Genomic DNA, 25882 nt, shown 5'->3' with positions numbered 1-25882 from the left:
TGATAATTGATAATAGTCATTTTTCAATAACTAAATGTTATCGGGCGCTCTGTCACTCACGGTCGGGCCCGTTATAGGTCGGATCATGCGCATCCATAATGGAATTAGCCAGGGCTGCACGCGCTGGCTGGTAACCGCAGTCATAGGCGCAGCTATCGAGATCTACACCAAAGATGGCATCGATCCATCTCGTCGAGGAAGACGTCGCTAACATTGACATCGCACATCTGCCCGGCCGGACGGTTTATACCCGCCGACACGGTGGTCACGCCACCCTCCACGGCATTCTTGATGCGCAAGGTGCTGGAATTGGCACCGACACTGAGTGATACGATGGTGGCGCAAAGCAAGTTTCTTGTGAGTCGTTTCACTTTTTCCTTTTTCAAGGATCAGGAGACGGAATTAATTCCGTCCCCTTTTGCACTACTCGTTTATTGACGATAAGGCCCGTTATAGGCCGGATCGTGCGCGTCCATGATGGACTTGGCCAGCGCTTTCAGGTCGGTCTGGTAACCGGGATCGTAGGCGTAGGTATCGAGGTCCACGCCATAGATGGCATCGATCCAGATCAGTTCTATGAGCGCCTTGAGAACGTCGCCGGCATGTCCCTTGTAGTCAGTATACAAGGACGTTGCACCAGGCCCCTGAAGATTGCTCACATCCGGCAGGTTGCCCGCTTCAAACAGCGCGAATAATTCATGGGACGCTTGGCCATAAGGGATGGAGTATATGGTGACACCCGGGTACTGCGCACGCAGATCGTCCACCGCGGGGTGCATAACGTTGGTATAAAACAGGGTCCAGAGGTCTCCGTATTCTGTGGCATCAGCGTAGTCGGTGGGGAAGTCGATCCATGGCATACTGATGAAGAAAGCGGTATCCGGGTTTTGCGCCAGTGCGTAGTCGAACCAGATCGTGTAGGCGCCGAGGATCAGGATCGGGTTCCCTTCGGGAGTCAGAACAAGTTCCCCTTCGGGCGTTTGCTCCAGGTTGCAACAGGTCATACCAAACAAATCGACATCACCTGCGTCCAGTACCGCCTGGATATTGGCGCGATGTTCCGCATCGTTCCACAGGGCCAGGGGCGTACCGCTGGCACCACCGGAGGTTTCCTTTTCCTGGCTGTGGCCGACGATACCGGCTTGCTCGACGTGGAAAGGCAATCTGTCTATAAACGGCCTGAAGAAACTGTGGCCCATCAGCATCATCCTCTGACCGACGATCCCGCTGGGCGGCGTCACTGCAAACGAAGGATGGGGCGGGTTACCGGCCAGCACGCCGCTGACAAAGGCATCCACCGCGTCGTGTGCGGTGTCATCCACGGCCCGCATGGTGGGCGCATCCGCTACGCCATCTACCAACACCACCTGGTGGGGTGAATTCGCCTGGGCATTAACCGCCTGCTGCAAACCGTCGTAGAGCCATTCCACGTTGCCCTGTCCCGCGCCCGATGCCGCAGGAATCGCCGGCTGGTTGCCGCCCGCCTCCGGGTCGAGCTTGCCGGCCACCACCAGCATGGGCACGGCGTCGAAGCCTGCGCTCACAGTGGCTTCCGGGTGGTAAGGCATGTCCGGGTTGGCAAAGATGCCAATCTTGTCGATCAAGCCCTGCTGATCGGACCCTGCGCCGTAGGGGAAGCCCGCGTCACCGGTAAATTCGGAGAGTATCTGGTCATAACGGGGCGTCACGATGCCCGAATCCATGATCAGGCCGGTCAGTGTGGTACCCGACTGGTGAAAGGCCTGCCCCACGGACCAAGCGCCGAAGGAACCCGCATCGGTGCCGTGCACAAAAATGTCCGTGGTGCTGTAGGTGGTCGCCACGTACTCAATGGCCGCCATCGCGGCCTGCAGCCCGTCAACGGTGCCACCTGCCGGATTATTCGGGTACGGGGTGCCCATGCCGGAATAGTTGTCGTGGTCACAGTAGCCCACCACCAACATGCGGTAGCGTTGCTGGACCCTGCGTGTAAACGTGTTGTCCTGGCTGCCGTTACCCGCTAGAGGATGATCCGGATCTGCCAGTCGCAGTGTTGCCAGGCTCTCCTCGTGGTTGAAGGAATTGGCGTCGAGGCCAACCTGCGTCCGATAGACCTGTCCGGCATCAAAGTAGCCGGCACCGCCGCTGTGCAGGTAGACCCACAAGGGCGCATTGATATTCTGGCCGTTATAGGGTCCCACCACCGTGAAGCTGTGGTTGCCGGAGAGGCCGCAGCTATAGTCAAGATTATCGAAATGCTCAAGCTCAATAGAGACGTTCGCGTTCACCGGCAAAGTGTCGGAATCAGCGAGCTGAATATTATCGGTCGACCGGCTCACCGGCGCCCAGGTGTAATCCGCCTCGAAGATAGGCTCCAGGGTATACACCGGCTCCACATCCGGCCAGGCGGTGGGCAGGCTGACCGCACAGGGGCTGCCGCCGTTCTGGCACAGGGAGGCGGCACTGTCGCCCTTCCAGCCCAGAAAGAAGTATCCCGGCGCCGCGGTGACGGTGAAGGTCTCGTCGAAGGCTTGTCCTGACACCGTATAGTCACACGCCTGCCCCTCGGCGCAATCGAAGTCGCCAGAGGCGGAAGTCACGCTGCCTCCTTCGGGAACCGTCAGTACGATATTGCCGTCCGGAAAAACACCACACTGGGCCAACGCTTTCGATGCGCCCAAAGCGACCAGTGCTGTTACCAACAGCCATTTGAACAGGTTGTTGTGCTGCACACGTGATGTCACTAGCGTATCCCTCTTGACATTGTTCACTAACATTTCAACGTCGATATTAAGCCTTAGGGGTGGCTCACTCAACAAACGCCAACGGGGCAGGCTGCCCCGCAGCCGGGATAACGACCCCCAGGCTAGAAAATCACATAAAAAGGCACCGAAATCATTGTCCCAACTCCCATTTGTATTGTCATTTTTACCGGACCGGTAGTAGCGTCGTGCCGGGGCAGGTGTCATTGCGCCTGCTGCTGCGATCTAGCTCAGATGACGCAGGAACACATAACACCACCCCTCTTACCCGCCCAACAGCGCGGCCCAACGCGGCGAAGCGGGCTGACATTGTGGCCAGGAAAGGCTAGGGATCACGTGTATTGTCGAACGGCAGCAGACCCAACCAAATCGACTCAAGCACGGCTCAATAGGCGTTTAACGATTGATGGCCTTGCGCGTTATGACTTACGTTTTGGGTGTCGAATCTGCCACATGAATACCAGACACATCAGTTTCATCGCAAGCATGGCGAGGGCAGCCACCGGTGCAGCGTAAATGATGCCCGCAGACAATGGCGAGGCGTATTCGGACGCAACGAAACCCAGTAAAAAGCTCGCCCGACTAAGCGCCGCATAGGTCGCGAAACCCACAGTGAGCGCACTCACTATGAACACCACATTCACAATACTGATTTGAGAGCCCAGCAACCTCGATCCAACACTGTAGGCCACGACCAGGTAGCCGGACACGAGCGTCAGGAATATTGCAAAGCACGTCGCTGCGTTGGCTTGTGAAATAAGGATGAGTTCCCACAGCTCAGCGTCAGTCATGTAACGGGCTCCAAAGACAAATCAAAGGCAGTCAACCTAACAGCCCCAACAGGAGTCACTACCAGGGCTTCGGGATGGTTAAATTAAGCCGCTTCGGTCGTCGACTTCACCTCCGGATCAAATGTGATACGCATGTTTTTGATGCCGTTTACCAAATTCGACTTGGTGTAACTCACCTCGCCCTGCAGCTTGGGATTACGCATGCGAGGAATGATTTCTTCGAACATGATCTGCACTTCAAGCCGCGCCAGGTGAGTCCCGAGGCAGAAATGCTGACCGACCCCAAACGCACGGTGCTCATTGTACATATTGGGCATGCGCTCCGGTCGACGCACATCGAACTTCATGGCATCTTCACCGAACACGTCTTCACTGTGGTTGACCGTGTGGTAATGAAGAATTATTTTCTCGCCCTTCTTGATTAATTGACCACCGACCTCTGTATCCTGCAAACACTGCCGACGCATCACGATGAACGCTGTATTGTAACGGATCATTTCTTCAGTGGCGCCTGCGATCTTATCCGGGTTGTCTACCAGGTACTGTAACTGTTCCGGATTCTCCATCAACAAACGCATACCGTGACTGGTAATGGTGCGTGTCGATTCGTTACCGGCAACAATCAACAAAAGAAAAAACCAGGTGAACTCCTCTTCGGTCAGCCCGTCGACTCCACCGTGGCCGTTTACCAGAGCGCCGAGAATATTGTCCTGAGGGTTGTCGCGAAATTTCTCCGCTAGATTCATGGCATAGGCGATAACGTTGGCTGAAGCCGTTTCTGCGACCTCGCGGCTTCCCGACATTTCTTCGTCCTGATTAAACATCATGGCGTTAGTCCATGCGAAAAAGTCCTTACGGTCTTCCGGCGGGACGCCGCAGAGCTCGAGAATGGCAAGCAACGGCAATTCTGCCGCGACTTCCTCAACAAATTCACATTCACCACGATCGGCGACACGATCTACGATGTTGCGCGCGTGCTGACGGAAACGGGCCTCGTAGGAGCCAACCGCGCGGGGTGTGAACGCCGCACGCACAATCTTGCGGTACTTAAGCTGTCGAGGCGGGTCCATATTGATGATCATGTGGTTGTGGATACCACTGATCTCTTCTTCGGTGAACTCCTCCGACAGAGCCGTGTTGGATTCACTGGAAAACAGCGCGGGATTTTTGGAGATAAAATCCATTTCATCCCTCCCGGTAACCAGCCAGTAGGGCACCTCCATATAGGTACCCTCCATCCAGTGTATAGGGCCGGCGTCGCGAATCTCCCTGAGAGTCTCGTAGGGCATACCGTTCTCGTAGGTCTTGGGATCGATCATGTTGGGGAATTTGGCAAAAGGACATTCGCTCATGGTGCAGACTCCTGGGCGGTTTTCATGTTGAGCTATAAACTACTAGGCATTAGTTACGTTGTCAAACCCTTGCTCGGCTCGGCTTGCCCGCGTCTAGCCGCCTGCACCACTGGCAAGCTGCACTATTTCTTTGATGCTCGCCCGATCAAGCACCACAATCGAGAGACACCATGCCAAGCCGCCAGCGATGACCAGTTGCCCCAGATATAACCAGTCTCCGGGCGCACCAGCCAACCCGTCTTGCAGAGCCAACACCGTCATATACAGCGCAATGCCAGCAAACAGTGGGCGCCACAGGGCCGCGAGGTAAGCAGACAAGGGCAAATGCACCTGCTGGCAGGTGCGCCAGGCGGTCACCAGGAACACGACCGGGTACATGACCAGCCAAGCGCAGGCTATCCCGAACACTCCCCATTGTGCCCCGAACAGGAAAGCGAAAGGCATTAACACGGCCGCAATCGCATAGTTCATCGCACTGGTGCGCGGCGCCCCCACCCCCCATAAAAGCGGAGAGAACACATTGCTCAGCAGCCGGAAAGGCATGACCAGACCAAGCAACTGCAGCAGTGGAGCTGCCGGCAACCACTTGTCTCCGAATAAAACGCCAATCAGAGGCTCTGCAGTGGCACTCATTCCAAAAAACACAGGAAAGGCCAACACCGCCATTAATCGCGTCGCCTTCAACAGGTAACGACGCACTGCCTCCTCGCCTTCACCTTGATGAGTGCGTGAAAATGCAGGAAAGGCCACCGAGTTCAGAAGACCGGTTATCTTGGTAATCGGTAAGGATGCGAGGTGACTCGCTACCGCGTAATAACCCAGTAGTTGATTGCCGAGGAGCTTACCCCCGATAAACTTGTCTGATTCGCTGAATAGGTACCACAATCCGCGGTCAGTGGTTACAAACAGACCGAAGGACAGGTTAGCTCCAAGACCTCTCAAGGCAAAACTGGGGATCACCGGGCAGGGGCAAATAAGATTCAGCCCAACCGTACGAGTCGCTGTACTGGCCAACGTCCCCCATACCAAAGCCCAAACACCGAATCCCGCCAGAGCCAGCGCGAGGGTTGTCAGGCTACCCGCCACCAAAGAGGCAAAATCCACGACTGAGCGCCCGGCGAACTGTATATTCCGCTCCAGTTCCGATTGCGGCAAAGTTTCAAAAATCAGCAGCAAAAATTGCAGAGACAATACCTTAAGAATTAGCTCGAGGTCAGCCTCACCATAAAAATTGGCAATCGCACTCGCACCGTTCCATAGCAGAAGAAAAAAGCTGGTATTGATAATAATGATCACGCCGAACACCTGACGCCGGGTCTGCGAGTCCAATCGCTTATGCTGCACAAGCACAGCATCGAAACCCAGCGTGTTGAGTATCACCAAAAATGACACCAGCACCATGGCCATCGCCATCAAGCCGTAATCGCCGGGTGACAGCAGGCGAATTACAAAAATCGTTATCGCCCACGACGTCATCTGCCCAAGCAGTCGTGAGGCTGCGCTCCATCGCAATGCTGACATCACCTTGCTGCGAATTGTCATGCTTTTACTCTCAGTCTGGCGAACGCCACCAGGACAAATGATTGTCAACGATTTGCACAACAATTGCACCCGCAGCGCAAAACAGAAACGCGACGACAGAAAATGGGCGGCGCCACTTGTGTTCCCGCGACCGGTCTACGATACTTTCACCTCAATCTCAAGGTACCAGTCATGTCCCGCGCAAAGCAGCTATCACTTCAACTGTTCCTCGTTATTGTTGGCGCCCTCGTGCTGTCCGGCTGCAACAACACCGAGATTACTTACAGTTATGTACACCCTGATCTTGCCGGCCAAGACCTCAGCGGCGTGCTCGTAGTAGCGGTGACGCAACAACAGAAAGCGCGAGTTAAGTTTGAAGACGATTTTATCCGATCGCTGGCACGTTATGGCGTTCGTGCTGTGGCCAGCCATACGCTCGTGCCGCGGGATGACGCAGTGGCAGACGATATTATTGCCGCCGCCACCAGTGCCGACCTGGACACCATTCTAGTGACCCGCTATATCGGCAAGTCCGCCGAAGAGATCTATCATCCGGGCGCGGTTTATTACGGTGTCGCGCCAGTTTACGGTGGATCACATTACAATCGTTTCGGGGGCTATTACGCACATGCTTACGAGGTGGCTTACCAACAGCCCGTATGGACTGCCAATGTAACCCACACATTGATTTCAGACCTTTACGTAACCAGTACCCGTGAGCACTTATGGCAAGCGGTTTCAGAAACATTACAGGCTGGCAGCACCGAGCAAGTCCGGGACGATGCCATCCAGGGACTCATCGGCAATCTCAGGGAACAGGGGCTCATTAACTGAGAGGGCACAGCGCTTTCTCCTATTCAGGAGGATAGCCCAGCCTGCTCAACGTTTGCGCAATCTCCTCGAATACCTGAGGTTCATCGACAGTGGCCGGCATAACCCAAGGCTCATTATTCGCGATCTTGCGCAAGGTACCGCGAAGAATTTTCCCCGAGCGAGTCTTGGGCAGGCGCTGCACCACAACACACAACCTGAAAGCAGCTACCGGGCCAATCGCTTCACGTATACGCGAGATACCTCGGGCAGCCAACTCTTCTGCCGAGGTCTTTGTAGCGGTATTGGGTACCAGAAACCCGAGGGGCAGCTGCCCCTTGATCGCATCCGCTACGCCAATAACAGCACACTCGGCCACATCCTCATCATCAGCCAGCACTTCTTCCATTGCCCCGGTCGAAAGGCGATGGCCTGCAACGTTGATCACATCATCGGTTCGGGCCATAACGAACACATAGCCGTTGTCATCGATGTAACCGGCGTCACCCGTTTCGTAATACCCCGGATAACGCTCAAAGTAGGCCGACTGATATCGATCCGGCGCATTCCACAATGTAGTGAAAGTCCCCGGAGGGAGGGGGGACCGAAGCACCAATGCGCCAATATCGCCTCTTGCTACCGGCCTGCCAGCCTCGTCGAGCACGTCAACTTTGTATCCTGGCACGGGCCGCGCAGGTGACCCGGGCACGATGGGCAATTGCTCGATTCCGAGGCAGTTGGCGCAAATTGGCCAGCCGGTTTCTGTCTGCCACCAGTGATCTATTACCGGTACGCCAAATTTTTCCAGTGCCCACCGGAGCGTGTAGGGATCACAGCGCTCGCCCGCAAGAAACAACGACTGCAGACTCGACAAATCATACCGGTCGATATACTCCCCGACCGGGTCCTCTTTCTTGATCGCGCGAAACGCCGTTGGTGCAGTAAACATGACCTTCACTCGGTACTCTGAGATCACCCGCCAGAATGCTCCGGGGTCAGGCGTTCCCGTCGGCTTCCCCTCGTAAAGCAGCGTCGTGCAACCCGCAAACAGCGGCGCATAAACGATATAGGAGTGACCCACAACCCAGCCAACATCCGAGGCCGCCCAGTACACATCGCCGGGTCCTACATTGTAGATATGCTTCATACTCCATTTCAGCGCCACGATTCCACCACCGGTATCGCGCACCACCCCTTTCGGCTGCCCCGTGGTCCCTGAGGTGTAAAGGATATACAGCGGATCGTTGGCTCTCATCGGAACACAGGGGACAGGCGCGGTCGACTCCGTGGCAGAAAGCCAATCGAGATCGCGCCCAGGCAAAAGAGACGCCTGTTGTAATGGACGCTGTAGAATTAAGCAATGTTCCGGACGATGCTCGGCCAGTGCGATAGCCTCGTCCAGTAGCGGTTTGTAGGGCACTACCCGGGCAGGCTCAACACCGCAGCTGGCCGAAAGAATCACCCGAGGTGTGGCATCGTCAATGCGCACAGCCAGCTCTTTGCTAGCAAAGCCTCCAAACACAACCGAATGAATGGCACCAATACGAGCGCAGGCCAACATACCGATGACAGCCTCAGGCACCATCGGCATATACAGCAGCACCCGATCGCCTTTATCGACACCCAGTTGTTGCAATAAACCAGCGCAACGGGCCACCTTGTCCAGCAGCTCCAAGTAAGTGTAGCGACGCCGAGTCTCCGTAACAGGACTATCGTAAATAAGGGCAGCCTGCGCACCCCTACCCTGCTCTACGTGCAGGTCGAGCGCGTTATAGCACGCGTTGATCTCGCCGTCGGGAAACCAACGGTAAAAGGGCGGGGTTGAATCATCCAGCAAGACAGAGGGCTGCCGGTGCCAGGACACGTCTTTTGCCGCGTCCTGCCACATGCGCCGACTATCAATCATGGCAAGCGTGGGTGTAGCTTCACTGGCATGGCAGTGAAACCGTGCACGAAAGACGAGGCGGTTCGAGTGGGCTCACCAACGACCTCGATGCGCTCATACCGCTTCAGGATTTCCTCCCACAGAATGCGCAGCTGCAACTCTGCGAGTCTGTTGCCCATACAACGATGAATACCAAAACCAAAGGAGAGATGCTTACGCACATTGGGGCGTTCAATCATGAACTCATCCGGCTGCTCTGTGAAACGCTCATCACGATTTCCGGAGATATACCACATGATGACCTTGTCGCCAGCCTTGATCGTTTGGCCACCCAGCTCCGTGTCGACTTTACAGATGCGACGCATGTGGGCTAAGGGAGTCTGCCAGCGCACCGTCTCGGCGACCATATTGTCGATTAACTCCGGGCAGGCCACCACCTTGGCGTACTCCTCAGGATTTTCATGCAGAGCCAATACACTGGCGGTCATGGTCGAGCGTGTGGTGTCGTTTCCTCCAACGATTAAAAGAACAAGATTCCCCAGGTACTCCATTGGCGGCATATTACGAGTCGCTTCGCCGTGTGCGAGCATTGATATCAGATCATTGCCAGGCGCCTGTTTCACGCGTTCGTTCCACAGACGCGTAAAATACTCAAGGCATTCCATCAGCTCGTCCTCGCGCTGCTGATCAGAGTCAATCACCCCCAGCCCGGGCACCGCCGTAGCAACATCGGACCAGCGAGTGAGCTGACGCCGATCTTCAAACGGAAAGTCAAACAGAGTGGCGAGCATGCGCGTGGTCAATTCAACCGAGACCTGATCTACCCAGTCAAACGTCTCTCCAACCGGCAGATTCTCAAGCACATCAATGGTTCGCTCGCGAATGATCGGTTCGAAATGGCGCAGGTTATCTGCCCCCGTTACCGGCGATACGACGCTGCGCTGCTCGTCATGCTTGGGGCGATCCATGGCGATAAACATAGGTAGCGGAAACGAGTCCTGAGTATCACCAATGGTTATCGCAGGCTCAGACGAAAATACGTCGTGAGACGTGTCCACGGTCATAATATGGTCATATCGGGTTACCGACCAATAGGGACCAAAGAAACTCTCCGCGCAATAGTGAACCGGCGCCTCGTCCCGCAGTCGCTTGAACCAGGCATGATGGACATCCTGCTGAAACAGGAATGGATTGGCAATATTGATACGTTCCAAGGGAATTTCATAGGGGTCCTGTTCTGCCCGCGCCATAGCATCGGCCAGAAGATCGCTTATTTCCATGTTGCACCACCTTGTCTAATGATTAGTGCGGACTCTAAGCAAGGAGCAGAATTTTCTCTACCCTGAGAATCCATGCGGCCGCTGTCTCGCAGCCGCAGCAAGCGAAACCCCTGCTACAGCTGAGGTATTTCCGCCTGGTCTATCGGCAGTTCGGCGCGTCCAATTCTTGCGGCTCGTTCCTGCAATGTGGCCTCGGCTTCTTCGACCCGTATCATAATCACAAAACGATTATCACGAATGCCCTGCAGGCAGTAGCGCGCTAGCTCATCCAGGTCCTGAAACTCAAGGTCCCAACCGGCCTGCTCGGCAGCGACCTTAAAATCCTGAACAGTGGGCACGGGATCATAAGGCTTTTCACGCGCCAGGTCTTTCGGGCGGTTTCGATCTGTGGTCCAGATACCGGTATCGAGAAGGCCACCAGACGGGTAAAAAACAGAAGCACTCAAATTGGTGCCCTCACTTTGCAACTGAGCCGACAGGCATTCACTGATGCAACTCACAGCTGCCTTGCTCGAGGCGTATACCGATTGGTAAGGCAATGGAGAGATGCCGCCGTCGCCCGAAGACGTATTAATAATATGCCCCTTTTCTCCCCCGGCAATCATACGCGGAACAAACGCCTGAATACCATGGATCACACCGAGTACATTTACTCCGTGCACCCACTTCCAGTCGTTGACGGTTGTCTCCCATACGTTCGCCGACGGGGCTGCCACACCTGCGTTGTTGAATAACAGGTGGCAAGCGCCGTGTTCGCCGTATACTTTGTCAGCCAATGCAGCAACGGAATCGCCATCGGACACGTCGGTGACGACACCCATGATTTCGCCTGCGCCGTCGAACTCTGCCAGCAGCTTGTCCAGCGCCTTCTGCTCAACATCGGCAACAACCACCTTGGCCCCTGATGCCAACAGCTCTTTAACGATCGAGCGACCAATACCACTGGCGCCACCTGTGACCACGGCAACCTTACCTGCGAAATCATCCATCTTCGACTCACTCCGAATGTTATAAGAAAAAGAGCATTGTTATGCCACAATTTCCGTGACGACTCCAGCGCTCTTGAAATCACCGCCACCCGCATGCGCTTTTCCTGGGAAGAAGGATCGCATAGGATAATTTATCGAACCCTGCGGCGGCACAACCCACCGCGATATAGAGGGGTCTCTCTAGTGAGTGGCTATCCATCTCGATTGCGCAGGCCAAATCGTTACAACGGCCTCATGCGCCGAGAAAAATATAACCAACCACGCGCACTCGAAAGCTCAGTGTCCCAGTATATCCGCTGTTATGAATTCTTTGTAATTTTTAGCGTTAAAGGCGTAATCATTTGCCGCGAGCCGATCGTCAATGTAACGGGTAAAGCTGTTCGTGCAGGGCGTCGCTCTGCCTGACCAGTACGTCTTTACTCCATCAAAACTGAGCCAAAAGTCCAATGTATCGCCCCACCGCTGCGATACTTGCTGGCCCACGTTGCCCACCTCGTATTGCTGCATTAACAACTCCATGGAACTCACAAATTCTGTCATTACCCATTAAAACCGACCCCTCTCTTCGAGCGGGAGATGCGACACGTCGGTTACCCATCGCATAAAAAATTGATTAGCTTATACGTTGAAGCCGAGAGTATGTTGTTGTGCTGCCAAACCCTCCAGCACACGCGCAGTCATATCGGCTCGCTGTGACCCTGTATTACTTCGCACCTGAATCGCGAGGTAGATCAAGGTGAAAATAACGCCGAAGCCACCAATAAATTCACCTAGTTGAGACACGTTTTCTAACGTCACGATAGTTTTCCTGCGAGCGGTTCGCGCACGCTAAATATTAGAAAAATACACAGGGGTTCGAGCGAATTAACATTACAATGCCGGCGCTGTGTGCCACACCGCATTCCGTGCGGCTGGCGATACGTACACTGCATAATCAATCACTGCGAAACAGCGCCAAAAATTGTACAGTGTGATTACGGAGAAGCAGCGGGACATGGCGGTTAGTGAGACGCCTCGGCAGACAACACTCGCCTCCATCACCATACTGACAAGGATTACAACGTGACATCAAACGAGGTACTGGTCAGCCGTCTCCGGGAATGCCTGGGTGACGATCACGTGATTGTCGAGCGGGAATTGCAACGACCCTATGAATGCGATGCACTCCCCCTGTACCGGGAACTCCCACTGGCAGTAGCATTGCCCGGTTCAGACACAGAGGTGCAACAGGTCCTTCGCCTGTGTCACACGCTGAATATTCCGGTTGTCGCACGCGGCGCAGGTACTGGACTATGCGGTGGCGCCATGCCTCACCCCGAGGGGGTATTACTGGTGCTTTCTCGGCTTGATGGCATTATCGACATAGATCCGCTGGCTCGCACAGCACGGGTGCAGCCGGGCGTCGCCAACCTTTCCATCTCGGAAGCGGCGGCGCCGCACGGTCTTTATTATGCTCCGGACCCCTCTTCCCAAATCGCCTGCACTATTGGCGGTAACGTGGCGGAAAACTCTGGCGGGGTTCACTGCCTGAAATACGGCCTGACCGTGAATAATATTCTCTCGCTAACGCTTTACACCTCTGAGGGCGAGAAACTAGTGGTCGGCGGTGCGGGGCTCGACAGCCCTGCGCTGGATCTTATGGCCCTGATGACAGGCTCCGAAGGACTGCTGGGCATCGTTACCGAGATCACCGTACAGTTACTCCCTTCTCCGGAAATCGCAAAGGTCGTCATGGCGGGTTTTGACAGCATTACCGAAGCAGGCGACGCTGTGAGCGCCGTTATCAGCGCAGGTATTATTCCGGCGGGCCTTGAAATGATGGATCGTCTGGCAGTGAGCGCCGCGGAAGATTTCAGTCAGGCAGGCTATCCCCGCGAGGCAGCCGCCATACTGTTGTGCGAGGTCGATGGCACCGCGGAGGAAGTGGATCAGCATATTTCACAGGTGGCGGACCTTTTCAGGCAGCAAGGGGCCGCAAGCGTGGTCATATCGGTTGATGAAACGCACCGTCAGCTGCTCTGGAGGGGGCGCAAGTCAGCTTTCCCCGCTGTGGGACGCCTTGCACCTGACTACTACTGTATGGACGGCACCATTCCGCGACACCAGCTCTCCCATGTGCTGACGGAAATTCATCGCCTCGGTGAGCAGTATGGGCTCGGTGTGGCCAACGTCTTTCACGCGGGAGACGGCAATCTGCATCCCCTGATCCTGTTCGACGCCAGCAAACCGGAGCAGGTGAGCAACGCAAAACACTTTGGCGAGTCGATCCTGACGCTGTCAGTCAAGGTGGGCGGGTGTATTAGCGGGGAGCACGGCGTCGGTATTGAAAAACTGGGCATGATGTCGGAACAATTCTCTCAAGAGGAGCTGAACCTGCTGGAGGACATCAAGCACGCCTTCGATCCCGGCTTAAGGCTCAATCCCGGCAAGGGAGTTCCTATCCTGAAACGTTGTCAGGAATACCGGGCGCTACCCCGGCAGCACACGCATGATTGACGCCGCTGTCTCTCTTGATCTTGGCGAAGAACTGGCGGCCACCATAAAAACTGCCGCCGGAGAAAATCGTGCGCTGTATATCAAGGGCGGCGACAGCAAGCGTCATACCGGGGGACGCGCATGCGACTGCGCGTCACTGGATGTTTCCCGTCACCGCGGCATCGTAGATTACCAGCCCGGCGAGCTCGTGCTCACCGCGCGTTGCGGCACCTCCATCAGCGAGATCCTCACGCTGCTGGAAGCTAACGGGCAAACTCTGTCGTTCGAGCCGCCGGTGTTCGGGGGAAACGCCACATTGGGAGGCACGATTGCGTGTAATCAATCAGGCCCCGGCCGCCCCTGGGGCGGCGCTGCCAGAGACAGGGTGCTGGGTGTAGCTATTATCGCCGGGGATGGCCGGGTCATGCAGTTTGGCGGTCGAGTAATGAAAAATGTTGCCGGCTACGACGTGTCACGGCTGCAGGCAGGAGCACTCGGAACGCTGGGTGTTCTCAGTGAGATTAGCGTCAAGGTGGTTCCAAGGGCCGAAAAAACCCTGACACTGGCGTTCGATATGAATGCACATGAGGCGGTGCAGGAAATGAACCGACGGGGGACTCAACCGAAGCCTCTGTCGGCAGCCGCCTGGTGGGCGGGTCGCTTGTACCTGCGGCTGTCCGGCGCCCGCCGCGCAGTCGAGCACACCGCCCGACTCTGGGGCGGCGACGCGCTGGCGGAAGCTGCGACGCCATGGCAGGACCTACGCGAGATGACCCTACCGTTTTTTGACGGCGACAGTCCACTGTGGCGTTATTCTGTGTCACCGACGCTGCCCGCAACGCACTGCGAGGACATGCTGATCGACTGGGGTGGTGCCCTGCGCTGGTCCAGGGGAGAACAGCCGCAGCAAACATTGCAATCTCATGCCGTGCGACAGGGCGGACACGTCAGTCTCCACCGCGGCGGTGACCGACACGGTGAGGTAAAACCCGCCTTGTCTGACGCAGAACGCCGCCTGCACCTGCGCTTGAAGCAAGTCTTTGACCCCGGGGGCACGCTCAATCCCGGCCGTCTCTACAGCTGGATGTAAAGGATCACGATGCACGTAGAACTTCACCCACGTTATAGCGAGACACCCCAAGGCATCGCCGCGCGCCAACTCACGGGCGCCTGCGTCCACTGTGGCATCTGTCTGGCCACCTGCCCCACTTACCTCGATACCAGGGATGAACGGGACAGTCCGCGGGGTCGGATTTACCTGATTAAGAACATGCTGGAATCCGGTGAGGCCAGTGCCGCAACGGTTACGCACCTCGATCGCTGTCTTACCTGCCGTAATTGCGAGACCACGTGCCCTTCGGGTGTGCGCTATGGGGAGCTGCTGGACATTGGCCGCGACCTTCTGGAGCAAGAGGCTCCCCGCCGTCGCTGGGACAGTCTGAGGCGGCGTGCCCTGCGTACGCTTCTGGTCAGACCGCGGCTGCTATCGACGGGGTTGGCTTTTGCCCGATGGGCGCTGCCTGTCTTGCCGCCACGTCTGCGCAGCAAAGTGCCGCCACCACAGTCTGTCGGAGTGGCGCCCACGGCACGTCACGAGCGCACCATGCTGGCACTCGAAGGATGCGTACAATCCGCGGCCACACCGGCCACACATGCCGTCGCTCGGCGCCTGCTGGACAAACTCGGGGTCACCCTGCAGAGCGCGCCCCGCGCCGGTTGCTGCGGCGCCTTGGACCAACATCTCTCGGCACCGGATAGCGCGGCAGAGCGGGCTCGCCACAACATTGATCAATGGTGGCCCTACATCGAGCAGGGCGCAGAAGCTATCGTCAGCAGTGCCAGCGGTTGCGGGGCGCAACTAAACGATTACGGCCGACTGCTGGTCAATGACCCCCTTTACAGCGCCAAGGCTGCCCGGATCACCGCTCTCGCAAAAGACGTAGGCCAGGTGCTGGAGGCCGAGCCGCTGGAACAACTGACGGTCGATACACGTATTGGACGAGTGGCGGTTCACACCCCCTGCACCCTGCGCAACGCCATGCAACAACCGGCGTTGATACACAGGGTATTAACGCGCCTTGGGTTCGAGGTGGTAAAGAACCTGCCGGATCAGGGCTGCTGTGGCTCAGCGGGGACTTATTCCCTGCTGCAACCCGATACCAGCGACCGTCTGCGTCAGTCGACTCTCAGCGCGCTCACTGGCGACCATCCGGACGTCATTGTCACGGCCAATATCGGATGCCAGCTGCATCTGCAGTCCGGAGCCAACATCCGGGTGGTCCACTGGATAGAATTACTCGATTCAACGCCATAGAGAGGGTTGCAACAAGCGACTTTTGCTATAAAGTTGCGTCGTGCAAAACGACCCGAGTAAAGCTATGTCAGATTCAAAGCCCAAACTTCTGCTGGATGCGGTTTACGAGTGGGAGCGCTCCACACCTGATCGCATCTACATGACGCAACCGCTGGGCAATGGTCAAGTGGTCGACTACACCTGGGCCGGCGCAATGAACGAGGCTCGAAGAATGGCGGCCTATCTGCGCGGCCTCGACCTGGCTCCGGGCAGTCACATTGCAATGATCTCAAAAAACTGTGCGCACTTCATAATCGCAGACCTTGCCATCTGGATGGCGGGACATGTGTCGATCGCGCTCTACCCGACACTGAATGCGGACACGGTTAAACAGATTCTTGATCACTCCGATTCTCAGCTGGTCATTATAGGAAAACTCGATGACTGGGACAGTTTGCGCGAGGGCGTCCCCGATGATCTGCCGGGTATCGCACTGCCGCTTGCGCCGGCGACCAGCTATCCCACATGGGAGGACATTATCGCGGCCCACGAGCCGATAAGTGATAGCCCATCACCAGCTGGAGACCAACTCGCCCTGATGTGCTACACCTCGGGCAGTACGGGCACGCCCAAAGGCGTTATGCATTCCTTCGAATCGACGGCAGTACCCACCCAACTGGTCGTCAACGATCTCAACATCACCTCCGATGACAGAATTCTCTCTTACCTGCCTTTGGCCCATGTATTCGAGCGGGCCACAGTGGAATGCGGCTCTTTCTTCGCAGGCAACCGAATCTATTTTGCGGAGACACTGGAGACGTTTGTCAAGGATCTGCATCGAGCTCGACCCACGCTGTTTATCTCCGTGCCGCGACTGTGGCTCAAATTCCAGCTAGGCGTTTTCCAGAAAATGCCTGAGCGGAAACTGGCGCGACTGCTCAGGCTTCCACTGGTCGGTCGCCTTATGCGGCGCAAAATTCTCGACGGTCTAGGTCTCGCGCACGTGCGCCTTGCAGGCAGCGGCTCTGCGCCTATTCCCGAAGAACTTATTCTGTGGTACGAGTCACTGGGGTTGCAACTGCTCGAAGGCTACGGCATGAGCGAAGATTTCGCCTATTCCCACATGTCTACACCCGACCAGCGTCGAGCGGGCTACGTCGGCGTGCCGGGCAAAAATGTCGAAACCCGCATCACTGAGGAGGGGGAGATTCAGATCAAGTCGCCGGGCAACATGTTGGGGTACTACAAGGCGCCTGACATTACCTCCGAGGCCTACACTGATGATGGTTTTTTTCGAACGGGAGACCGCGGCGAGTATTCAGCGGACGGGTTGCTCAAGATTACCGGCAGGCTAAAAGAGCTGTTCAAGACCAGCAAAGGGAAATACGTATCGCCCGCACCGATCGAAAACCTGCTCAACTCAGACAGCTCAATCGAACTATCCTGCGTCTCTGGTGCAGGTCGGCCGGCTTGCTATGGCATTGTACAGATTGCAGAAGAGTTGCGGAGTTCACTGGCGTCACCCGAGAAGCGCGACGCGCTGTCGACGCGCCTTGAGGCGCTTCTCGATGCGGTAAACCGCGAGGTCGAGGAATACGAGCGGATGCAATTTCTAGCAATCGCCGCAGAGACATGGGATACAGAGAATGGCTTTCTTACGCCGACATTAAAAATCAAGCGCAATGCGGTGGAAGCGGCCTATGAACCCGAGCTGGACGCCTGGTACGCCTCGGGGGACCGCGTCGTTTGGCAGTGAGCCCCATCGATTGGCCGACCCAACCGGGCAACGGTGACGAGTGGCCGGCTCATCGCGGCGCCTCGCTGTCTCAACAGGCTGTTTTTCGCCCGTAGGCACCGGTTGTCGGCGCACATGAGCTCCCGATGTGCCCCACGGTAAGGCGACCGCATGTTAGCCGCTGCCTGTCGTAGCCGCAGCCATCAAACACCGCGTATTTCCGTGTCTCTCTAACCACCTTCAAACAGCGCTACAGGCCATTGCCCTGCATCAAATTTTTCAATCAGGTTATATTGGAGAGGCCTGGTCAGAACAAATCTGTTGTCGACTTGGTTACGATTCTTTGTTTTCATGAAGACGGTGCTTTTCGGACACGGACGCCGTGTTAGCTGGCCTCCCAGTCAGCCTCCACACGTCACTACAAGCTGTCAACAACGTTGCCAACCGCCGCATAAACCAGGCACCTGCGGCCGGTCGGCGCACCTGCCACAGGACCTTGATCTATGAGAAGACAAAAACGCGATATGAAAACCAGGGCCTACGATAGAGGCTATCAGGCTGGACTTTCGAGACGCAGTATCGATTTTTGTCCGCATGTTGAAGAAGCGCATCGACTTAACTGGATTTCGGGTTGGCGCGAAGGACGCTACGACGAGTGGGACGGATACACCGGCGTGTCCGGTGTACATAAGATCCGGGCGCTCTAAAGCGCTATCGCTCCGAACCTCTTTGCGGAGTTCTAGACGCTGCGGTAATAGCGCCGACTGGATTTTTCGCACATCATTCGCACACGCGCGCAAGACGCGAATCGCTACCGCATCGGGGCCGCACCGGTCCCGGGGCGACGCTCGTCATCTACCCTTACCCAGTGAAGTAACCGTTTTCGCCCGGGCACAGGGCGCAGCTGCGGAACTTTCTGACCACTGCCGGTTCATACTATTTGACATATGAGTGCGGGACAGACTGTACAGTCAGCCCGGTTCGGCTAAAATGCCTCCTTCGTGATACCGACAACAGGGCAAAACAATTGAATCCATCAACTCGCAATAGCGATATTCTAGCTCTTGAGCAGTGGCTCAGCGGGCAGATTATTGGGCAAGCCCATCTCGTTCAGCGGCTGATTATCGCGCTACTGGCAGACGGCCACCTGCTGGTAGAGGGTGCTCCAGGACTGGCCAAGACGCGCGCAATCAAGTCACTCGCAGACGGCCTTGAGGGGGAATTTCAGCGAATTCAGTTCACCCCTGACCTGTTACCCGGCGATGTCACCGGTACCGAGATCTATCGACCACAAGAAGCCAGCTTCCACTTTCAAAAAGGCCCTATATTTCATAACCTTGTATTGGCCGATGAGGTCAACCGGGCGCCAGCAAAAGTGCAGTCAGCCCTGCTCGAGGCCATGGCAGAGCGACAGGTCAGTGCCGGTAGCCAGACCTATGACTTGCCCGACCTGTTTCTGGTCATGGCGACCCAAAACCCTATCGAGCAAGAGGGCACCTACCCACTGCCCGAGGCACAGTTGGACCGCTTTCTGATGCACGTGCGGGTCGATTATCCGGACACTGCCGCAGAGACCGATATCCTAAGACTGACCCGCGCTGAAGCGGGCCGAGACGCTCCGAAGGTGCCGCCCAAACTGTCGCAAGCCAGCGTATTCAGCGCGCGGCAGGACATACTGGCGCTGCACATGTCCGACGCGGTAGAACAGTACCTCGTGCAACTGGTCATCGCCACACGGACGCCGACACGCTACAGCGATACTTTGGCCAGCTGGCTCGAATATGGTGGGAGCCCGAGGGCCACGATCGCACTGGATCGCTGCGCACGGGCCCACGCGTGGATCAAGGGGCGCGATTTCGTCAGCCCTGACGACGTGCAGGCGGTCGCAGCCGACATTCTCCGCCATCGGCTGATTCTCAGCTTCGAAGCCGAGGCGAACGGCATTACCCCTGACCGGGTGATCGAGGAACTGCTCGCTATCGTGCCGGTCGGTTGAGGCTGCAAAGATCATGCAGCTTGCCGACATCAAAGCTCCTGCAAAGGGCGCCCACCAAGACTTGAACGGGCTGATTGCGCTGCGCTACCCCGCGCGCAAATTAAACCTGGGGTACCGCAGCCGCGCACTGAGTGCCCTCGCAGGTCCGAATAAATCGAACTTCCGCGGGCGCGGCATCGATTTCGAGGAGGTGCGCAGCTACCAGCCCGGCGATGACATTCGCACCATCGACTGGCGGGTCACCGCCAGAACCGGTGCAGCCCACACCAAATTATTCCGGGAGGAACGAGAGCGCCCCGTGCTGCTTGTGGTTGACCAGCGCAACAGCATGTTCTTTGGCTCTCGATATTGCTTCAAGTCTGTATTGGCAGGACAACTTGCAAGCCTGCTGGCTTGGAGCGCTCTGGATAGGGGGGACCGGGTCGGAGGGCTCGTCTTCAACGACAATTCCCATCGCGAGCTCAGACCGCGTCGCAGCCGTAAAAACGTGCTGACTCTGCTCTCTGAAATCACACGCTACAACGCCGCCCTCCCCTGCGATGGCGCGGGCACCGAATCCAGCTTCGCCACCATGCTTGGCAATCTGCGCCGTATCGCTAGACCGGGCAGCAGTCTTTTTTTGATCAGTGACTTTCGTGGAGCAGGCTCGTCGCGCGCCAGTGAGCACCTTTTCGAGCTGGCCAAGCATACCGAATTGACAGCAATAGCCTGCGAGGATCCACTGGAATCAGAGCTGCCACGTGCCGGCAGTTACACGGTCACCGACGGAGAGAGACGCAGCGAACTGCACACCGCTGATAAGCAACTGCGGCAAGATTACGCCGTGCAGCACCGAGCCTACCGTGACGAGCTTGCGCACCAGCTGATGAGCCTTGGCGTGCCGTTACTGAACGCCAGCACACAGGAATCGCCTTTCGTGTTACTGCACACGTATTACGGGGGTTCCCGAGGATGAATCCCGAGGATCCCCTCGCAGGGCTGAATCCCTTGCGCGAGCCAATGATGATTGGCTGGTGGCCACCGGCGCCGGGATGGTGGGCTTTACTGCTGCTCGTGCTGCTTGTCGTCGCTTTCGTGATCGTAGTGCTGCGGCGCCGTTATCGCAGAAACGCCTATCGACGCGAGGCACTCAGACAACTTCAGAACCTGCACCAGGACTATCAATCCGGGGGCGACGCTTCACGCTACCTGGCCAGCGTCAACGCACTGTTAAAAAGCGTTGCGCTGCAAGCGTATCCGCGGGCCGATGTGGCATCGCGCTTCGGCGCAACCTGGCTGCAGATAATCAATCGCGATTTACCGGAGGGCCAGCGACTGGGAGCGGAATTTAACGATGCCGTTTATCGTAAAACCCCGGAGAATCTTGATATAACACGTATCTTGCCTGCCGCACGCTACTGGATATGCCACCACAAGGTGACTCCATGATTGAGTGGATCTGGCCGTGGGTTTTTCTGTTAGCACCGTTGCCGTGGCTAGCGCGCAAGCTGGCAACGCCCGCGACGAGTCAGCAGGCCGCCGTGAGGGCGCCATTCTTCGCGGAGTGGCAACAGCTCAGTGCGGGTCAGAGCGATGGTCGCCGCGGCAGCGGTACGCTCGCACTGTTGGGTTTATGGTTGATCTGGCTATTGCTACTCGCAGCCATTGCGCGTCCGACCTGGATCGGCGATGCGATTGAGCTGCCTAACAGTGGCCGTGACCTGATGATGGCCGTAGATATCTCTGGCTCCATGCGGATCGAAGACATGCAAGTAGGACAATCCATGGTGACCCGTGTCGCCGCCGTAAGGCAGGTAGGCGCACAATTCATCAGTCAGCGCAGCGGTGACCGCCTTGGACTCATCCTGTTTGGCAGCAAAGCCTACGTGCAGTCGCCTCTTACGTTTGATACTGCCACCGTCGAACAATTCCTGTCGGAGGCACAAATCGGTTTTGCCGGACAGGAAACGGCCATTGGCGACGCCATTGGCCTCGCAGTGAAACGCCTGCGGGACCGACCCGCCGAGAGCCGCGTGCTCATTCTTCTCACTGACGGTCAGGATACTGCCAGCGCCGTTAAGCCCCTGGAAGCGGCCCAGCTTGCCGCCCGTTTGGGCATCCGCATCTACACGATCGGGGTCGGTGCAGACTCCATGACGCTGCCGGGCCTGTTTGGATCAAGTTTTGGTCAGCGTCAGGTAAATCCCTCGGCCGAATTGGACGAAGCGGGACTACAGGAAATTGCGCGGCTCACCGGCGGCGAGTATTTTCGAGCGCGTAATCCCCAGGAACTGGTCAATATTTACCAGACGCTGGATCAGCTCGAGCCGGTGGAACAAGATGCTGCGGTGTATCGCCCTCGCCAATCTCTCGGGTATCTGCCCCTACTCGCAGCTATCGCACTCAGTTTTCTGCTGGCATTGCGTCAGTGCTCGCCCCTCCTTAGCCTGAGACGACCCCGCGTGATGCCAGCAGGAGCAAGACAGTGACTGGTATTCACTTTATGCGCCCTGAGTGGCTGTGGGCCCTTCTACCCGCGGCCATATTGTTGGCGCTTTTATGGCGCATGCGGCGTCGCAACGGCAGTTGGCAGTCGGTTATCGACCCGGAACTATTACGGCACCTGGCGGGTGATGCCGCGATCACTAATGCTCGCAATCTGCTGCCCCTGCTTTTTCTCGGCTGGATCGTCGCCGCCGCGGCAGCCAGTGGCCCCAGTTGGCAAAAACTGCCGCAGCCCATACACCAAAAACAAGATGGTCTGGTGGTATTGCTGGACCTGAGCTACTCGATGAAATCCGCAGACCTTCCCCCCTCACGACTGGATCGAGCGCGACAAAAAATCATCGATCTACTGGTCTCACGCACAGAGGGACAAACTGGCCTCGTGGTCTATGCGGGCGACGCCCACATCGTGACACCACTCACAGATGACACCTCGACTATCGCAAACCTGATACCCGCACTCAACCCGGACATGATGCCTGTACCGGGCAGCGATCCGGCCAGCGCCATCACGCTGGCGAGCGAGCTGCTGCATTCTGCAGGCATTCGCCAGGGCAAACTGCTGTTGATGACTGACGGCATCCCCGCGCAGGCCGAACAGTCAGTCGAAGAGGCGTTAGCCCGGTTCGATGGCACCCTGGACATTCTCGGTGTCGGCACCCCGACCGGCGCGCCTATTCCATTGCCAAACGGTGGCTTCCTGAAAGACAGGGAGGGAGCAATTGTCATGCCGGGGCTGCAAGATCGAAATTTAGCGGCTATCGCGCGCAGCACGAATGGCCAATATCAACTGATGAAAATCGATGACAGCGACCTGGAGGCGACCTTTTCCAGGTCCATGCTAGGTGTACCAGAGGAGACCCTGGCGCTTGATCGAACAGCAGACGCCTGGGAAGACCAGGGTTATTTATTTACGCTACTGTTACTGCCGTTGGTACTCAGCTTATTTCGACGCGGCTGGGTTGTTGCGTTCCTGCCTGTGCTGTTCCTTGCCGAACCACAGCCCGCCAGCGCCTCCGTCTGGGACGACCTGTGGCTGACCAATGACCAGCAAGGTGAAAGAGCCCTGACGGAGGGGGACCCCGAACGGGCCGCCTCTCTGTTCACTGATCCCGCGTGGGCAGGAACCGCCTCCTACCGCAGCGGGGACTTCCCGACGGCTATCGAGCGCTTCAGCGATAATGGGAGCGCTGACAACCTCTACAACCGGGGTAATGCGTTGGCCAAAGAAGGGAATCTTGAGGAGGCGATTGCCGCGTACGAGGAGTCCCTGGAACTCGCGCCTGATCAACAGGACGCTCTCGATAACATCGAATTGCTGAAAAAACTGCAAGACCAGCAGCAGGATGAGCAGTCCGACCAGAATCAGCAGTCCGACCAGAATCAGCAGTCCGACCAAAATCAGCAGTCGGACCAGAATCAGCAGTCCGACCAAAACCAGCAGTCCGACCAAAACCAGCAGTCCGACCAAAACCAGCAGTCCGACCAAAACCAGCAGTCCGACCAAAACCAGCAGTCCGACCAAAACCAGCAGTCCGACCAAAACCAGCAGTCCGATCAAGACCGGGAGTCTGAAGCCAGCCCTCAATCAGCGGAAACCAGCACCGAGAGCGAGAATAACGAAGAACCAGCCGAACGCGCCGAGTCGTCAGCCGCCGAGCAGGACCCACAGGGTTCACCGCCGGATGGCAGCGAATCGACGTTGAGCGGTGGTGACGAGGAACTGGATCAGGCCATGGAACAATGGTTGCGTCGAGTGCCCGACGATCCGTCCGGCCTGTTGCGCGAGAAATTCCGTTACGAGAGCCAGCAACGGCAACAAGAAGGGGCCCGGAGGAACGATGACATTTATTGGTAGAATTGTTTGCGCAGCGATCGCCATGCTGCTGTCGCTTGGCGCAACCTGTGCTCTTGCCGCCGCCCAGGCGACACTCGACCGGGACAGGATTGCGCTGGGCGATACGCTCACACTTACAATAACCGCTACAAATAACGACGATCTGTCTGAGGCCAGCCTCGATCCGCTGTTCGCAGATTTTGAAGTGCTGCAGCGGTCCTCCAGCAGTAATACCAATATCGTCAATGGACGTATTTCGCGAAGTCGACAGTTAATTATCGAAATGACGCCTAAACGCCAGGGCGATCTCATCATACCGTCTCTCGACGTAGGCAACAGCACCACAGCCGCAATACCGGTTACCGTTGGCCCACCTGCCAGCATGGGCGGCAGCGATGAAACCGTCGTGTTCGAAATGGAATTAGACCACAAGCAGGTCTATGTGCAGAGCCAGGTGATACTCACACTGCGCGTGTTACAGGCCATTAACCTTGAGCGGCGCAATATTTCTGAATTTACATTGAACAATGCGTTCGTAAAGCCGCTGGAACAGCGCTCGTTCCAGACCAGAATCGACGGACGTCAGTGGCGCGTAGATGAGATTCGCTACGCAATTTTTCCGGAACAAAGCGGCACACTCGAGATACCACAACAGGTATTTTCCGGACGGGTGACCCAGCGACGCCGCAGCCTGTTTGACATGGGAGGCAGCGGTCAGCGGGTGAGACGTATCGCTGGACCTATCAGCATCGAGGTGCTCCCTATCCCCGCTGCGTTTGTGGGGGACAACTGGCTGCCTGCCCGCAATGTAACGGTAGAAGAATCCTGGTCGAGCCCACCCGAGCAACTGGGCGTAGGCGAGTCTGCCACCCGCACTATTCGCATTACTGCTGAAGGCGCTCAGGGCGCACAACTGCCACCAATACGGTTCAATCCGGTTGACGGACTGAAGTACTACCCTGACCAGCCGAGCATCGGCGAAGAAGAATTGCCGAGCGGGCTGCTGGGTACTCGAGAAGACAATGCAGCAGTGGTTCCCACCCGCGCAGGCACCTACACGATACCGGAGCTCAGGATTCCGTGGTGGGATACCCAGAACCGGACGCTGAACTATGCAGTGGTGCCGGCTCGAGAGATTGTTGCGGCATTGCCCGCCGGAAGCGCCGCCCCGGCCACCACAATACCCCTTCCCGTGGCCGAGCCTTCAACATCGACCTTACCTGAGGCGCTATCGTCGGGCCGTGAATCAAACCCGCTATGGCCTACTATAGCGGCGGTCACCACCACGGGGTGGCTCCTGACGCTTTTCTACCTGTGGCGCTCACGACGCACGATTCAGACTCCCAACTCAGAAGAGCACGATAGCGTATCTGAAAAACAGACTTTCAAAGCACTGCTGGCCGCTTGTCGGCAGGAGGACGCGCTCGCCGCGCGCGGCGCCATGATAGCCTGGAGCGCCACCCTTTTCCCCGATGCGCCGCCGCGCTCACTGGAGCAGGTAAGCCTTCGGTTTGCAGACGGAGAACTGGCAGCGCAACTCGACGCTCTGGATTCAGGGCTTTTCGGCTCAAACCAAACGACCTGGTCCGGCCCTGCCTTGGCTACGCGTGCCAAGCAGCTGCGCAATCAATATAAAAAGAAACCAACCACCAATCGTGTGCTAGCACTGTATCCGTCACCCGGCTAGCCGCAC

23 protein-coding genes are annotated in these 25882 nt (G+C 57.0%); 13 read left to right on the top strand and 10 right to left on the bottom strand.

Going from position 1 to position 25882, the window contains the following annotated elements:
* Nucleotides 1-52: 52 nt before the first annotated feature.
* Entirely contained in the window at nt 53-214 is a 162-nt protein-coding gene (locus EYC82_RS02570; protein WP_279247993.1) for a hypothetical protein, read from the bottom strand.
* Here EYC82_RS02570 and EYC82_RS02565 point away from each other — a divergent pair.
* Nucleotides 214-438 carry a hypothetical protein gene (locus tag EYC82_RS02565; protein WP_279247992.1) on the top strand — a complete coding sequence of 75 codons (225 nt, stop codon included), beginning with the start codon at nt 214-216 and terminating at the stop codon, nt 436-438. The two genes, EYC82_RS02570 and EYC82_RS02565, sit on opposite strands and share 1 nt — an antisense overlap.
* On the opposite strand, the gene EYC82_RS02560 is transcribed toward EYC82_RS02565, so the two are convergent.
* The 4 genes from EYC82_RS02560 to EYC82_RS02545 form a co-directional block, all read right to left on the bottom strand.
* The gene (locus EYC82_RS02560) at nt 432-2948 is read right to left on the bottom strand and encodes a hypothetical protein (protein ID WP_279247991.1); all 2517 of its coding nucleotides are present in this window, start codon (nt 2946-2948) and stop codon (nt 432-434) included. The genes EYC82_RS02565 and EYC82_RS02560 overlap by 7 nt on opposite strands.
* A 212-nt stretch (nt 2949-3160) precedes the next feature.
* On the bottom strand, nt 3161-3532 hold the full coding sequence (locus EYC82_RS02555) for a hypothetical protein (protein ID WP_279247990.1): 372 nt from the start codon (nt 3530-3532) through the stop codon (nt 3161-3163).
* An 83-nt stretch (nt 3533-3615) separates the two neighbouring features.
* Nucleotides 3616-4884 (bottom strand): cytochrome P450, encoded by a 1269-nt coding sequence (locus EYC82_RS02550; RefSeq protein ID WP_279247989.1) that lies wholly within the window; start codon nt 4882-4884, stop codon nt 3616-3618.
* Between the two features lie 93 nt (nt 4885-4977).
* The gene (locus tag EYC82_RS02545; protein ID WP_279247988.1) at nt 4978-6426 is read right to left on the bottom strand and encodes a lipopolysaccharide biosynthesis protein; all 1449 of its coding nucleotides are present in this window, start codon (nt 6424-6426) and stop codon (nt 4978-4980) included.
* 171 nt (nt 6427-6597) lie between these two features.
* On the opposite strand from EYC82_RS02545, the gene EYC82_RS02540 reads away from it, so the two are divergent.
* Nucleotides 6598-7239 (top strand): hypothetical protein, encoded by a 642-nt coding sequence (locus EYC82_RS02540; protein ID WP_279247987.1) that lies wholly within the window; start codon nt 6598-6600, stop codon nt 7237-7239.
* A 19-nt stretch (nt 7240-7258) separates the two neighbouring features.
* Here the strand turns inward: EYC82_RS02540 and EYC82_RS02535 are convergent, their stop codons facing one another.
* From EYC82_RS02535 to EYC82_RS02515, 5 genes are all read right to left on the bottom strand, one after another.
* Nucleotides 7259-9121: a propionyl-CoA synthetase gene (locus tag EYC82_RS02535; protein WP_279247986.1), complete on the bottom strand. Its 1863-nt coding sequence runs from the start codon at nt 9119-9121 to the stop codon at nt 7259-7261.
* Nucleotides 9118-10380, bottom strand: a complete 1263-nt coding sequence (locus tag EYC82_RS02530) for a cytochrome P450 (RefSeq protein ID WP_279247985.1) — start codon at nt 10378-10380, stop codon at nt 9118-9120. The genes EYC82_RS02535 and EYC82_RS02530 overlap by 4 nt, the downstream gene beginning before the upstream one ends.
* 113 nt (nt 10381-10493) lie before the next feature.
* Nucleotides 10494-11369, bottom strand: coding sequence for an SDR family NAD(P)-dependent oxidoreductase (locus EYC82_RS02525; RefSeq protein ID WP_279247984.1), 876 nt, complete (start codon nt 11367-11369; stop codon nt 10494-10496).
* A 276-nt stretch (nt 11370-11645) separates the two neighbouring features.
* A complete protein-coding gene (locus EYC82_RS02520) occupies nt 11646-11909 on the bottom strand; it encodes a hypothetical protein (protein WP_279247983.1) in 264 nt (87 codons plus the stop codon).
* Between the two features lie 78 nt (nt 11910-11987).
* Complete coding sequence (locus EYC82_RS02515; protein ID WP_279247982.1) at nt 11988-12167, bottom strand: hypothetical protein; 180 nt, start codon at nt 12165-12167, stop codon at nt 11988-11990.
* Nucleotides 12168-12431: 264 nt separating this feature from the next.
* Here EYC82_RS02515 and EYC82_RS02510 point away from each other — a divergent pair, with 264 nt between their 5' ends.
* From EYC82_RS02510 to EYC82_RS02460, 11 genes are all read left to right on the top strand, one after another.
* On the top strand, nt 12432-13865 hold the full coding sequence (locus tag EYC82_RS02510; RefSeq protein ID WP_279247981.1) for an FAD-linked oxidase C-terminal domain-containing protein: 1434 nt from the start codon (nt 12432-12434) through the stop codon (nt 13863-13865).
* Nucleotides 13858-14934, top strand: coding sequence for a glycolate oxidase subunit GlcE (gene glcE / locus EYC82_RS02505; protein WP_279247980.1), 1077 nt, complete (start codon nt 13858-13860; stop codon nt 14932-14934). Before EYC82_RS02510 ends, glcE begins: the two co-directional genes overlap by 8 nt.
* Nucleotides 14935-14943: 9 nt before the next feature.
* A complete protein-coding gene (gene glcF / locus EYC82_RS02500) occupies nt 14944-16158 on the top strand; it encodes a glycolate oxidase subunit GlcF (protein ID WP_279247979.1) in 1215 nt (404 codons plus the stop codon).
* A gap of 64 nt (nt 16159-16222) precedes the next feature.
* Entirely contained in the window at nt 16223-17893 is a 1671-nt protein-coding gene (locus tag EYC82_RS02495; protein ID WP_279247978.1) for an AMP-binding protein, read from the top strand.
* Nucleotides 17894-18375: 482 nt separating this feature from the next.
* A complete protein-coding gene (gene rmf / locus EYC82_RS02490; protein ID WP_279247977.1) occupies nt 18376-18579 on the top strand; it encodes a ribosome modulation factor in 204 nt (67 codons plus the stop codon).
* Nucleotides 18580-18899: 320 nt separating this feature from the next.
* Complete coding sequence (locus EYC82_RS02485; protein WP_279247976.1) at nt 18900-19868, top strand: AAA family ATPase; 969 nt, start codon at nt 18900-18902, stop codon at nt 19866-19868.
* A gap of 13 nt (nt 19869-19881) precedes the next feature.
* A complete protein-coding gene (locus EYC82_RS02480) occupies nt 19882-20823 on the top strand; it encodes a DUF58 domain-containing protein (protein ID WP_279247975.1) in 942 nt (313 codons plus the stop codon).
* Complete coding sequence (locus EYC82_RS02475; protein ID WP_279247974.1) at nt 20820-21296, top strand: DUF4381 domain-containing protein; 477 nt, start codon at nt 20820-20822, stop codon at nt 21294-21296. Before EYC82_RS02480 ends, EYC82_RS02475 begins: the two co-directional genes overlap by 4 nt.
* Nucleotides 21293-22336, top strand: coding sequence for a vWA domain-containing protein (locus EYC82_RS02470; protein ID WP_279247973.1), 1044 nt, complete (start codon nt 21293-21295; stop codon nt 22334-22336). The genes EYC82_RS02475 and EYC82_RS02470 overlap by 4 nt, the downstream gene beginning before the upstream one ends.
* Complete coding sequence (locus EYC82_RS02465; RefSeq protein WP_279247972.1) at nt 22333-24210, top strand: vWA domain-containing protein; 1878 nt, start codon at nt 22333-22335, stop codon at nt 24208-24210. Before EYC82_RS02470 ends, EYC82_RS02465 begins: the two co-directional genes overlap by 4 nt.
* A complete protein-coding gene (locus tag EYC82_RS02460) occupies nt 24194-25876 on the top strand; it encodes a BatD family protein (RefSeq protein WP_279247971.1) in 1683 nt (560 codons plus the stop codon). Before EYC82_RS02465 ends, EYC82_RS02460 begins: the two co-directional genes overlap by 17 nt.
* The last annotated feature ends 6 nt before the right edge of the window (nt 25877-25882 follow it).

Origin of the sequence: Candidatus Marimicrobium litorale, from assembly GCF_026262645.1 — a bacterium.
GTDB classification, from domain to species: Bacteria; Pseudomonadota; Gammaproteobacteria; order Pseudomonadales; family Halieaceae; genus Marimicrobium; species Marimicrobium litorale.
Note: the sequence above shows the minus strand (reverse complement) of the source record. Positions and strands in the feature narration are given on the sequence as shown.